The following is a 12,791-nucleotide window of genomic DNA, read 5'->3' as shown; positions in this document are numbered from 1 at the left end:
CAAATCGAATTGTGGTGATGAAGATGGGGATGGGAATTGTTGTTGTGGAAATATGCGACAGCAACTTGATGAGTGCTTTGGAACTTGAGCATCTTGAGGAATTGTATCCCGAAATCGCGGTCCTGCGGGCGGATTGCATGAATCTTTGCGGTCTGTGCAAGCTGCGTCCATATGCAATGGTGAATGGAAACCGTGTATTTGCGGCAACGACGGAAGAATGCGTCGAGAAGATCAAAGCTGCTATCGAGGCTGAACTGGCTGTTTTCCATGATATTTAATCGCTAGAAACAATTAAATACATGTTGATATCATCCCTTTTTGCACACAAATGTTGAAAAGTACATCTGAAACGATGACTTAACACTTGTTGGCAGAAAGGGATTTTTACATATTGCATCATAATGAAATTCGAAATAGTGTAGCAATATTCCATCTTGAAAATTATGTAGATTTTTAAGATAAGCGGTTGCTTGATATAAAAAGTATGATTATACTTTGATTCAAAAGGAATAAATTGTGAGAATAAATTTAATTATTACTATAATTTACATCTAGTAATAATTAAACCATAAGATTCCCTTCCTAGAATATATACTATAAATTGATGTAATTAAGTATTCCTATACTAAAACCAAGGAGAAATATATGATCTTTCGTTCTATTCCCTCTGTTGCCAGCCAATTAAATCATCCCATTATAAAAAATATAGTAGAAAATCATGCTGTATCATCCGACTATATCACCATATTAATAAAAAAGTATCTTGAAGAAGTTAGAAGCGAAATCGTCTCTGGACAGTTGACATCCATCTCGGAGGATCAATTGCTAAACGATCTTGTAGACTTTATTCGGAAGCGTTTAAAACCCAATATGGTTCCAGTCATTAATGCCACTGGCGTTGTTTTGCATACCAATCTAGGACGTTCTGTACTTCCGAATGCGGTTAATCAGCATCTAACAAAAATAGCCGGAAGATACTCGAATTTAGAATATAATCTTGAAACAGGAAAGCGCGGATCCAGACATGATATCGTCGAACAACTTATTACGACTTTGACGGGTGCAGAGGCAGCCTTGGTTGTGAATAATAATGCATCCGCTGTATTTCTTATACTCAAGGCAATAGCTTCAGAAAAGGAGGTTATTGTATCCCGAGGTGAAATTGTTGAAATCGGAGGATCATTTCGTATTTCTGACATCATGAAGGAAAGCGGGGCTGTTCTTAACGAAGTTGGTACGACTAACCGCACATATACGCATGACTATGAGCGAGCAATCAATGAGAATACGGCTATGTTACTTAAGGTCCACAAGAGCAATTTTGTAATGAACGGATATACACATTCTGTATTGACTGAAGACCTCGTCATGCTTGGACAGAAGCATCATATTCCGGTGTATGAGGATCTTGGCAGCGGTGTATTATACGATTTAAAAAAACACAAAATCGGCAACGAGCCGTTTATTAAAGAGATCGTCGACAAGAAAGTAGATTTGATCAGCTTTAGCGGCGATAAATTGTTAGGAGGACCTCAAGCCGGCATTATTATTGGTAGACGTGATTTAATCAATACATTAAAGAAAAATCCGCTCATCAGAGCTTTGCGACCGGATAAGTTAACTCTTGCTGCTCTAGAATCCACGCTATTATTGTATCTTGATGAAAAAAAGTTGGTAGAAGAATTACCTACACTTAGAGATATCCTGCTTACGCCACAAGAAATTAAGAAAAAGGCAGAGGAGCTTTGTGACCTACTGTTAGACGACTATAAACCATATGCTAAAATCATTCCAGATTACTCTGAGATCGGTGGCGGTTCGATGCCTGATGTAAAATTGCCATCTTTTGTTGTCGCGGTTCATTCCGATCGATTCGATGTACAGTGGTTGGAAAGAGAACTACGAAAGCATGATCCTCCGATCATTGCTCGAATTCATAAGAATGCCCTTCTTCTAGATGCTAGGACGATACAGGCGGACGAAATTGTGATTGTTGCGCAAGGATTAAACGAGATCTTTGGAACCCGTATGATTTAAAACTATTGAATAGCATTGGAGATCAAACTATGTATTATACGATTGGAATCGCTGGTCATATTAACCATGGTAAGACTTCATTAACGAAGGCTTTAACGAATATTGATACCGACCGTTTGAAAGTAGAAAAGGAAAGAAACATCTCCATTGAGTTAGGTTATGCTCAATTCTCATTATATGGTATAGAAGCATCCATTATCGATGTACCGGGACATGAAAAATTCATAAAGAAAATGATTGCGGGGGTCGCAGGGATAGACCTTGTCATCCTGGTCGTTGCCGCAGATGAAGGGGTAATGCCCCAGACGAGAGAGCATATTGAAATTCTAACGCTGTTAGGGATCGTGAATGGTCTTATTGTTGTCACGAAAATTGATAGGGTAGAACCTGAATTTCTGAATATGGTTGTGGAAGATATAAATAAGGTCGTAAAAGGCTCCATTTTTGAAGAAGTTGAAACGTTGTTTGTGGATAATATAAGAAAAACAGGGATTGATGAACTTAAGCTATCGCTACATGAGAAGTTGATAGAAATCCCGCAACGAATTTCTAACGGAGCTTTAAGATTACCGATTGACCAGGTTTTTACCATTCACGGTCATGGAGTCGTTGTAAGAGGGACGATATACGAAGGAGTTGTTAATAAAGGGGATACGTTAATCGTATTGCCGCAACAATGCTCAGTAAAGGCAAAGGAAGTTCAAATACATAACTGTTCTAAAGATAAAGCTTCGGCAGGTCAGCGAGTAGCCATCAATATTGGTGGTGCACTTAAACAAAGCAAAATAAAGAGGGGCGATGTTATCGTAACATCAACCAATTTCACACTAAGTACGATGGTGGATGTGTCACTTAACTCAGTAAATCACCTTCAATATCCTGTAAAACAACGTACCCCCATCCATTTTTATTGTGGAACAACCGAATCCGCGGGATACATTGTATTCTTCGATCGTAATGAATTACGCGAAGGCTCTGAAGTTTTGTGTCAAATTCGATTAACGAATCCGATTGTCGTTAAACGCGGCGATCGTTTTATTATAAGACGACCTTCACCTTCAGAAACCATTGGTGGTGGATGGGTTATTGGTACGGCCGGTGAAAAATATCGATTTGGTGAAGAAACGATTCAGAGGTTATTGCAACAAAGAGAAGCAAGTTCGGAAGAAAGAGTATTAGATGTATTATCAACAAAAAAATGTTTGGATAAAAATGAAATAAGTAAATCGTTGTCAATTAGCTCTGATCAGATTAACGAGATATTAAATGGGATGATAGACAGCGATCAAATTGTTGAAATCGAGCCTGGTTTTTTCACTTCTAAGGAAGTTTATAATGATGCAGGATCCCAGGTAAAGTTTGAAGTGCACAAATACCATGAATTAAATCCTTTCCGAATCGGGATAAGCAAAGCAGAGTGCATTCAAATTTTGGAAAGAAATTTTCCTAAAAAACTAATTGAGGCGGTTATAAACAAGGAAATAGAAAAGAGAACCATTGCAAGGGAGCAGCACATCATTTATTTGACAGATTTTGAGCCTCATATCCCGAAAGAGCTTGTGTCGAAATTTGACAGAGTTTTAGACAATTTAAAGCATGATCGGATGGAGGTGAAGGAATGGGGGGAATACTGCAGAAGTGAAAATGTCCATAGTCGATTTGAACATGAATCATATCATTTCATGATTACGAAAAAACTGGGTTATCCAATAGGCGATAAACAACTTATTCATTATGAAACTTTTGATGATCAATTTAAATTACTATATCACGCAACAAAACAACAGCCATTTTCTCTGCAAGATGCAAGGGAAATCTTAAGTATGCCAAGAAAAAATCTAGTTAAGTTTCTCGAACTTCTGGACCTCTTACGATTTACCAAAAGAGTAAAAGAGATCCGAAAATGGACATTGTGAATGAGTTAATGGCGAGACTGTGTGGGAATCGAACCCACCGGAGATCCAATAATCTCCCAAAAGGTTTTGAAGACCTAGAGGAACACCAGTAACCTAGCCAGCCTCAAATAACTAATTTTGGAATCTTATTATACAACTATATATTCACATTATCAAGCATAGTCTACCGATCAGAGTTTGTATTTCAATTTCATATTTAGGCAATCATACTTTTTGAGCTAATGGTCCTATTTGAAAGAATTATTAATATAACTATAATTGATATACCAAGTAAATATTTGGGCTATATTTCTTTTATTTGGATATTTTAAAGGAAATTGAAATGACATGCTGGAAGGAGGGAGACTAAGTCAAATTCCGTCGGCGTTTCGTCTTTAGCAATCCGAATACTATTACTCGTAATACTTGGGAGAGAAAATGTTAAATGAAATTGAAAAGATAAGCGCTATTGAAGAACCTCGTATTTATGATAACGATTCTAAGAAATTTATTGAACATTTTTATGAGCTTCGAAAGAGATTACTTTATTTCGTAGCTGCATTTTTAACGAGTTTAATCATTACGTATTTTACATCGCCTTATGTTGTGAATTTGTTGCAATCGTCAGCAATTTCTCACGAAATTGAACTAAATGTTTTTAAAGTCACGGAATCTGTTTCTATCTATGCTAAAACGATGCTCCTTCAAAGCGTGTGTTTATCATTTCCAATCTTAATTATGCAATTGTTTCTTTTTATTAAGCCGGCAATTAGCAAGAATATCACAAAAGGCTTTATAGTGTTCTCAATTATCGTATCTATACTCTTTTTTCTTGGAGTGCTTATTGGCTATTACTTCTTGACACCATTTTTGTTTTCATTTTTTCTGGGTGTTACCGAGGATCTGAGTATGAATACGATGTATAACTTCTCCGATTACTTTCAGTTTGTATTTATGATCTGTTTATTGACCGGATTAATACTGGAAATCCCCGCATTTATGGTTTTTTTAACTCATCTAGGAATCATATCCCCGACTACCATTAAGAAATTTCGTAAATTTTTATATCCCATCTTTTGTATAACTGCTGTTGTTTTAACTCCACCTGACTTTATTTCGGATATTACTGCAATGATTTTATTAATCTCTATTTTCGAAATTGGGCTAGCATTGTGCGCTTTTTTAGAAAATAAACGGAAGAACTGAAAGGGGAGAGGTTATGTTTAATCAAATCGGCGTCCCAGGCATTATTCTATTGTTGATTCTTGGCCTTGTCGTATTTGGGGCGAAGAATTTACCGTCAATGGGAAGATCGCTAGGCTCCGCTGTGAAAGAATTTAAAGAAGGGATTTCGAGTAAAGAACCTAAAGATCAATAAAATCGAAGGGAACTATATTTATGTTAGAGCTAGCGGGCAGCATATTAAAAGTTGTATTTTTCTTGATTTTTTTAATATCCTCGGTACCAAAGCTTGCCAACATAAAAAAATTCGTCGATGGCGTCATCGAGTATAGAGTCGTTCCAAGGAAATTATCTGTCATGTATGGTTATACCCTGCCTGTCATCGAACTGTTTGCTTCAATTTTGATTATATTTCACAGCAGTTCCTTCTACGGCTTTATGATGACTTTGTTGCTGCTGGTCAGTTTTCTTATCGCGGATATCATGGTTATCAAGTCAAAACGATCCGTTACATGCTCATGTTTCGGAAACTTCTTGGAAAGCCAAGTGGATATTTTTTCGTTGTACCGTAATGGTGCCTTAATCGTATTGAATGTTTTGGCAATAGGAGTAACATGGTCTCAACATTCTATATACTCAGCAGCATCATTGGTATTAGGTATAGTTATAGTCTTTATCTACTTTCTTTCGCAGAAAATATGGAATGATTATAAGAAAAACATGAAGCTATTAAAAGCCTAACGGGAGGGTTTATGGACATATTATTATATTCTAATGTGCTCTTGTGGATCGTTGTGTTATTCATGTTGTTCTCATTATTTCTTCTTTATAGACAATTTGGTTCCGTGTACTTGGGCACACGTGAGGCCATTACTCGAGACGGTGTATCGATTGGGAGCAAGCTGCCTGAATTTTCAGCAAAATCGTATTTTTCAAATGAAAGAATACCGATCGATTCATTTTTTCATAAACCGACATTGATTGCTTTTATCTCGCCTGGTTGCAAACCTTGCCAGGAATTAATTCCCGAATGGAATAAAGCTTATATGAAATATAATGAAAAAATCAACTTTGTTATTGTAGGGCTCGGGGACAAGACGTCGTTTTCCAAACTTTTAGCGGATAAATCATTGATTGGCGAACTATTATTAGATGAAGAAAGAGAGATACTAGCATCCTGCCAGGTTAGAGTTACACCGTTTGCATTTGTTATAGACGAGAATGGGACAGTCAAAGGAAAAGGATTATGCAACGGTATCGAACACATCCATGGTTTAATATCGGCACTTGAAGGTGAATCTGTGTTAGTTGAAGAAACAAATCTCCCTGAAAGGACGGTAAAATAAATGATTAAATGGCTTGAATCGGTTGATAGGTTTACTAAGGTTATGGCTGAAAACTTGGAACGAAAAGTTTCACGATCTACGTTCTTAAAAACAGTTCTTTCGACTGCTTTTCTTTCATTCGTTTCTTTCTCGGCACGTCCGGTTTTTGCGGATGGATCTTCCTCGTGGTGCCAAATTTGGGGATACGATCAATCTGCGACTTGTAATTTTCCTAACCGGAAAGCTTGTCCAGGGTGTTCAAGTTCACAATCAAGCAAATGTCCAACGGGCTATAAAGTCTCTTATGCGCATGGTTACGAATCGACAGGCTGCTGGTGCCTAGGTTATTCTTGGGGTTCCATAGCTTGTTGTGATTGTACATTAAGCGGTAACGACTCCACTCGACCATATACATCGGATTGTGGATGTGCCGTAACGATAAGATAATTAGGGGGAATTAGGCTTGGAATATGTTGAATTCATCATATTGTTATTCCTGGCTTGCACAGCAGGCGTAACTAAAGTAAGCACAAATTGAGGGCTAAATGTGACCTTCGAGGTCAGTCTTCTCGGTGAGAAGACTTTAAAAACAAGAATGAAGTGCTGGGCTAACTATTTGACGGCTTCGTCCCTTTCGGGCGCGCTATCAGGATTTTTGTATACTTTATTATTATTTGTCGTTTTCTCATGGTTGCCGTACATTCTAAAAATGATATTCATGATCGTATTAGTCGGATTATACATTCTGCATGATTTTAAAATTTTAAATTTAAAAGTCCCACAGCGGAAATGGCAAATCCCGGCATCATGGGTTAATGGACCTCCGGTTCGAAATATGTGGGTATGGGGAAGCATTCTGGGAGCGGGGATCTTTACGTATTTACCATTTATGACCTTCTATATACTGTACATCTATATTGGTCTTTTTAAAGATCCAACCGTTGGGCTGCTTTTCGGCTTTTTGTATGGTTTTTCGCGCGCAATGCCCACAATACTTTTCTCGTTGAGAAAAGAATTAGATGTGACTAAAGTTAGAAGCTTGTATAAGAATAAATCCGGGTTTTATAAATCCATAAATGGTATTGCATCCACGTTGTTCTTGATTTATTTAGTGATGGAATTGACAATGTCGCTAAAATGATAAATGTTCTAAATAAACAAGCGACCGTCCCTCGCAATTGTTAGGGACGGTCGCTTGTTATTTCTTCAGGTTACTTATAATCAGGAAGCGTTATGGCTTGCAGCCACAATCTCCTCACACTCGGTCGAGCAGCAGCTATGATGCAGCTCTTCACACTCTTCGCAGCATACATGCTGAAGATGGCAGGCATCATTATCACAGTTAATGTACCGGTCTTCAGGCTTACCGCAGTGGTGGCATTTACCGACAATAATGTCCTCGTCCGTCTGATTGATCGGCACGGAGATGCGCTCGTCAAACACGTAGCATTTTCCGTCGAACAGACGACCTTGCACTTCAGGATCTTTGCCGTAGGTGACAATCCCGCCATCGAGCTGGGCAACATCCTTGAAGCCTTCCTTAAGCATGAAGCCGGTCAGCTTCTCGCAGCGAATGCCCCCGGTACAGTAAGTCAAAATCGTTTTGTCCTTGTGTTCGCTCAGATTCTCCCGAATCCAATCCGGAAACTCCCGGAAGGACTGAACCTCTGGACGAATCGCATTACGGAAATGACCGATATCATATTCATAGTCATTACGTCCATCGATGACAATGATATCATCGCGCTGCAATTGCTCGTAGAATTGCTGAGGCGATAAGCGGGCTCCGCTGATCATGTTAGGGTCGAGCTCGTCCTCCACGCGGAAGGTCACGAGCTCTTCGCGGTGACGGACGAACATTTTCTTGAAGGCATGTCCTTCGGATGGGTCGATCTTGAACACCATATCTGCAAATAACGGGTTGGCATGCATATCCTGCATATATTGTTCCGTCTGTTCAATCGTACCGGAGACTGTCCCATTGATGCCCTCGGAGGCAACAAGAATACGTCCCTTAAGCCCAAGGTCCTTGCAATACTGCAGATGTTCATCTTTGAAGACTTCAGGGTCCGGTATCTGAACAAATTTATAATAGAGAAGGATCTGATAATTCTGTTGTTCTGACATGATTTAATCACCTGTTCTTTTTATATATTCAGCCATACGTATACCTTATAGAATTGTAGTGAATTCATTTCACATAGTCAACTTAAATGTATAGAAAGTTTGCCATGAAATGTGAATTTTGGGGTTCCAAGAGCGAATGAAAGCGGTTATGATGAAGGGGTGAGCAGGAGAACACTTTCATTAAAATGGAGGCGTTAAACAGCATGGTACATATCGAGCATAATGCACTCGTATTGTTTCAAGGCGACAGTATTACCGATTGCGGTCGAAATTACGAGGAGTCGGACAGCTTGGGGCATGGATATGCACTTATGGCTGCTGCCCGGTTAGGCATGGAGTCTCCTCTGAAAAGGCTGCGTTTTCTGAATCGCGGGATTAGCGGGAACCGGGTTGTTGATCTGCGGGGCCGCTGGGAGGAAGACTGTATTGGCCTTGATCCAACATGGGTATCCATATTGGTCGGCATCAATGAAACGGGCAGGAAGTATAATCAGGGCGAAGCAACCTCCGTGGAGGCCTATTATGAAGGGTACCGGGAGCTTCTTATCCAAACCCGCGAATTAAGCGGTGCGAATTTCATTCTGATGGAGCCGTTCTTGCTGCCTGTTACAGAAGCAAAGAAAGAATGGCGTGAGGATCTGGATCCCAAAATTCAAGCCGTTCGCGAATTATCACGTGAGTTTGAAACCTTATACGTTCCGCTGGATGGGATTTTTGCAGCAGCGAGTTCGAAGATGGAGATGAGTTACTGGGCACCGGATGGTGTACACCCATCGCCGGCAGGTCATGCGCTCATGGCAGAAGCCTGGTTAGCCACAATGCAGGGGCGCTCGATTCTGTAGACTCGGAGAATTTATCTTCTATATAAGAACATATCATGCTTGGCTGACATCCCCGGGGTTGTTTGTTGTCCGGGGATGTTCTTTTGTGTAAAGGATCATTCTCTTGAAAATCCTGATTGACGAATACAATTGGGTACATATAAAATGTTCATAATAGACCGTTGTTCAATTGGAACGACCTATTTTTTGACTTTAATGCTTTCGTCTATGAAAGCGGGGAAGCGTTGTCGCTTTATGTAGAAAATTATGGTTTGCAAGGCAAAGTGGTTAACAAATGAGAGGGGAATCATGATGAAGAGAAAAATGTGGTTATCACTTACACTGTCCGCATTGCTGGTTACGGCTGTTGGGTGCGGGGACAAGCAGGAAGGCGGCACGACCCAAACGGGTAGCGGCGGAGATGCAGAGAAGAAAGAGTACAGCATTGCGATATCACAGATCGTAGAGCATCCATCTCTGGATGCAACACGGGAGGGTATTCTGGCAGCACTGAAGGAAGCCGGCCTCTCGGAGGATGATAAAACGCTGAAGATTGATTACAACAATGCACAAGGTGACCCGGCGAACAACCTCTCGATTGGTCAGAAACTGAAGGATACAAAATCGGATCTGGTGATCGCGATTGCAACCGATTCGGCACAGGCTGTGGCGCAGAACGTGAAGGAGAAGCCGGTCTTGTTCGCAGCTGTAACAGATCCACTCGATGCGAAGCTGGTCAGCGATTTGAAGAAACCAGGGGGCAACATCACCGGGGCATCTGACACGAACCCGGAAGCAACCAAACAATTGATGAATTTTGTAAATACTCATTTTCCAAATGTTAAGAGGATTGGTTTGGTCTTAGATGAAGGAGAAGCAAATGCGGTTGTTATGGCAAACACGGCAGAAGAGGTACTTTCGGAGCATGGAATCGAGCTTGTGAAAGCTGCTGTTACCAATACTTCGGAAGTGAAGCAAGCAGCGGAATCGCTAGTCGGTAAAGTGGATGCCTTTTATATCACACTGGATAATACCGTGGTAAGTGGAGTCGAGACAATTATTCAGACCGCACAAAAGAATAAAATTCCGTTCTTTTCCAGTGACCGCGATACGGTGGAAAAGGGAGCTTTTGCAACGGTTGGATTCAAGTACTACGATCATGGATATCAAGTGGGCCAGATGGCCGTAGAGATCCTGAAAAACGGCAAGAATCCGGGGGACATGGAAATCACGAAGCCGGATAAGCTGGATCTGATCTTGAACACGAAGGTTGCGGCTGACTATGGAATCGAAGTGACGGACGCCATGAAACAGGAAGTCAAAGACCCGGACAATAACATCATCGAGTAAGAGTAAGGCGCGGAGATAACAGCCCGCGCCTTGCTTAATCCTAAAGGAGGTCAAAGACATGCTGGATTTCGTGATGAAACTGGATGGTCCGATTGAATTGGGGCTGCTGTATGCGCTGATGGCACTCGGCGTATATATCACGTTCCGAATTTTGGATTTTCCGGATCTGACCGTGGATGGAAGTTTTACGACAGGGGCAGCGATTGCAGCGATCCTGATTACAAACGGTGTGAATCCGTGGCTTGCAACGCTGGCTGCATTTGCCGGGGGCATGGTAGCCGGTATCTGTACGGGCTTGCTGCATACCAAGGGCAAGATTAACGGGCTGCTCTCCGGTATCATCATGATGATTGCCTTGTACTCGATCAATATGAGAATTATGGGCAAACCTAACATCTCACTAAGCCAGGAAGAAATTATCTTCGGGTCTATTGATCCGATCTATATTATGTTGGTGATTGTAATTATTGGAAAGCTGCTGCTGGATGCATTCTTCCGCACGGATCTTGGCCTTGCGCTCCGTGCGACAGGGGATAACAAGCGGATGATTCGCAGCTTTGGCGCGAATACCGATACAACCACGATTCTGGGACTTAGCATCTCGAACGGACTGGTCGCTTTATCCGGTGCTGTGGTTGCCCAGCAATCAAGTTTTGCGGACATCGGCTCCGGTATTGGAATGATTGTCATTGGCTTGGCGTCCGTTATCATTGGCGAGGCTGTTCTGGGTACCGGTTCGGTATTCCGGACGACGCTGGCTGTAATCTGCGGTTCGATTATTTATCGGATTGTCGTTGCCGCTGCTTATGAGATTCCATGGCTCGAAGCTTCGGATCTGAAATTAATTACCGCTGTTATCGTTATTATTGCCCTGGTGGTTCCAACCATCAACCGGGCGATGAAACAGCGTTCACAGGCACGGAGGCGTTCAATCGAACTATTGGCAGCTCAAGGGAAGAGCAAAGGAGGTGCGCTCTGATGCTGGAAATGAATCATGTCTCCAAGCTGTTTAATCCGGGCACGGTGGATGAGAAGATTGCCTTGATGGATGTCAATCTTCACTTGAAGCCGGGGGATTTCGTGACGGTTATCGGGAGTAACGGTGCAGGCAAATCCACATTGATGAATATCATCTCTGGCGTGATGAAGCCGGATGCCGGAGAAGTGCGTATTGATGGCACTTCGATCGGCCATCTGCCGGAATTCCGTCGCAGTCGCTGGATCGGCCGCGTATTTCAGGATCCGATGGCGGGCACTGCGCCGCATATGACCATTGAAGAGAATCTGGCGATGGCTCATCGCCGCGGCCAGTCCCGCGGGCTCAGCATAGGCGTTACAGCCTCCAAGCGCGCCAGCTTCCGCAAGCATTTGGAGCGGCTTGGCATTGGCCTTGAGGATCGGCTTCGGGCCAAAGTAGGGATGCTGTCCGGCGGGGAGCGCCAGGCGCTTAGCTTGCTGATGGCGACCTTCACGCAGCCGCAAATCCTGCTGCTGGATGAGCATACGGCAGCGCTTGATCCGGCCCGTGCCGAGCTGATCACCCGAATAACCGATGAAATCGTGCGGGATATGAAGCTGACCACGCTGATGGTTACGCACAATATGGAACAAGCCATTCGTCTGGGCAATCGCCTTATCATGATGGATAAGGGACGAATCATTCTGGATGTGGATGAAGAGCGCAAGAAATCCCTGACGGTGGAGCAGCTGTTAGGGGAATTTGAGCAGATTAGCGGTCACAAGCTGTCTGACGATCGTCTGGTTCTGGGATAAACATATTGTTGTGAGATGAGATACACTTCATCCAATATATTCGCTAAGCCCTTAAGACTGAGGGTTTAGCGTTTTTTTTATACTCTGATTTCTTCCATGTCCGTCATCTCCATCGCTTTTTGCATGGATTCCTGATAACGTGTTAATGTTGGGTGAACCACAACTACAATCCAACAGAAATATCAAGTGTATGCTTTGTTGTAAAATGCCTGACGACTGCTAATCTTAATTAGCGGACGTTTGAATATAGGAGGCTTGTTGATCCATGGTCGTTCACAAAG

General features: G+C 42.0%; 13 protein-coding genes and 1 tRNA gene. 12 read left to right on the top strand and 2 right to left on the bottom strand.

The window, feature by feature from the left end:
- Positions 1-29: 29 nt before the first annotated feature.
- The 3 genes from PGL02S_RS02865 (at position 30) to selB (ending at position 3,953) form a co-directional block, all read left to right on the top strand.
- Entirely contained in the window at positions 30-278 is a 249-nt protein-coding gene (locus tag PGL02S_RS02865) for a YuzB family protein (protein ID WP_006211167.1), read from the top strand.
- A 367-nt stretch (positions 279-645) separates the two neighbouring features.
- Positions 646-2,037: an L-seryl-tRNA(Sec) selenium transferase gene (selA, locus tag PGL02S_RS02860; protein WP_036642224.1), complete on the top strand. Its 1,392-nt coding sequence runs from the start codon at positions 646-648 to the stop codon at positions 2,035-2,037.
- A 29-nt stretch (positions 2,038-2,066) separates the two neighbouring features.
- Positions 2,067-3,953, top strand: coding sequence for a selenocysteine-specific translation elongation factor (gene selB, locus PGL02S_RS02855; protein ID WP_036642226.1), 1,887 nt, complete (start codon positions 2,067-2,069; stop codon positions 3,951-3,953).
- Between the two features lie 9 nt (positions 3,954-3,962).
- Here the strand turns inward: selB and PGL02S_RS28040 are convergent.
- Positions 3,963-4,058 (bottom strand) — tRNA-Sec (locus tag PGL02S_RS28040).
- Positions 4,059-4,370: 312 nt separating this feature from the next.
- On the opposite strand from PGL02S_RS28040, the gene tatC reads away from it, so the two are divergent.
- The 5 genes from tatC to PGL02S_RS02830 all read left to right on the top strand — a co-directional run bounded on the left by tatC (position 4,371) and on the right by PGL02S_RS02830 (position 7,580).
- The gene (gene tatC / locus PGL02S_RS02850; protein ID WP_036642228.1) at positions 4,371-5,138 is read left to right on the top strand and encodes a twin-arginine translocase subunit TatC; all 768 of its coding nucleotides are present in this window, start codon (positions 4,371-4,373) and stop codon (positions 5,136-5,138) included.
- Positions 5,139-5,151: 13 nt separating this feature from the next.
- A complete protein-coding gene (locus tag PGL02S_RS02845; protein WP_006211164.1) occupies positions 5,152-5,310 on the top strand; it encodes a twin-arginine translocase TatA/TatE family subunit in 159 nt (52 codons plus the stop codon).
- A gap of 20 nt (positions 5,311-5,330) precedes the next feature.
- On the top strand, positions 5,331-5,855 hold the full coding sequence (locus PGL02S_RS02840; RefSeq protein ID WP_006211163.1) for a MauE/DoxX family redox-associated membrane protein: 525 nt from the start codon (positions 5,331-5,333) through the stop codon (positions 5,853-5,855).
- Between the two features lie 11 nt (positions 5,856-5,866).
- Complete coding sequence (locus PGL02S_RS02835; RefSeq protein ID WP_036642230.1) at positions 5,867-6,460, top strand: TlpA family protein disulfide reductase; 594 nt, start codon at positions 5,867-5,869, stop codon at positions 6,458-6,460.
- 526 nt (positions 6,461-6,986) lie between these two features.
- Entirely contained in the window at positions 6,987-7,580 is a 594-nt protein-coding gene (locus PGL02S_RS02830; protein WP_036642232.1) for a hypothetical protein, read from the top strand.
- A gap of 80 nt (positions 7,581-7,660) precedes the next feature.
- Here PGL02S_RS02830 and trhO read toward each other — a convergent pair whose 3' ends face one another.
- A complete protein-coding gene (trhO, locus tag PGL02S_RS02825; RefSeq protein ID WP_006211160.1) occupies positions 7,661-8,566 on the bottom strand; it encodes an oxygen-dependent tRNA uridine(34) hydroxylase TrhO in 906 nt (301 codons plus the stop codon).
- Between the two features lie 203 nt (positions 8,567-8,769).
- Between trhO and PGL02S_RS02820 the strand changes: the two genes are divergently transcribed.
- From PGL02S_RS02820 to PGL02S_RS02805, 4 genes are all read left to right on the top strand, one after another.
- Positions 8,770-9,408 (top strand): SGNH/GDSL hydrolase family protein, encoded by a 639-nt coding sequence (locus tag PGL02S_RS02820; protein WP_036642234.1) that lies wholly within the window; start codon positions 8,770-8,772, stop codon positions 9,406-9,408.
- Positions 9,409-9,699: 291 nt separating this feature from the next.
- Complete coding sequence (locus tag PGL02S_RS02815; protein ID WP_036642479.1) at positions 9,700-10,737, top strand: ABC transporter substrate-binding protein; 1,038 nt, start codon at positions 9,700-9,702, stop codon at positions 10,735-10,737.
- A gap of 58 nt (positions 10,738-10,795) precedes the next feature.
- Positions 10,796-11,716: an ABC transporter permease gene (locus PGL02S_RS02810; protein WP_006211157.1), complete on the top strand. Its 921-nt coding sequence runs from the start codon at positions 10,796-10,798 to the stop codon at positions 11,714-11,716.
- The gene (locus PGL02S_RS02805) at positions 11,716-12,510 is read left to right on the top strand and encodes an ABC transporter ATP-binding protein (protein WP_006211156.1); all 795 of its coding nucleotides are present in this window, start codon (positions 11,716-11,718) and stop codon (positions 12,508-12,510) included. The genes PGL02S_RS02810 and PGL02S_RS02805 overlap by 1 nt, the downstream gene beginning before the upstream one ends.
- The last annotated feature ends 281 nt before the right edge of the window (positions 12,511-12,791 follow it).

The organism is Paenibacillus glucanolyticus NBRC 15330, assembly GCF_004000885.1.
Lineage (GTDB): Bacteria > Bacillota > Bacilli > Paenibacillales > Paenibacillaceae > Paenibacillus_AQ > Paenibacillus_AQ glucanolyticus.
This window is presented reverse-complemented; position numbering and strand designations above follow the sequence as displayed.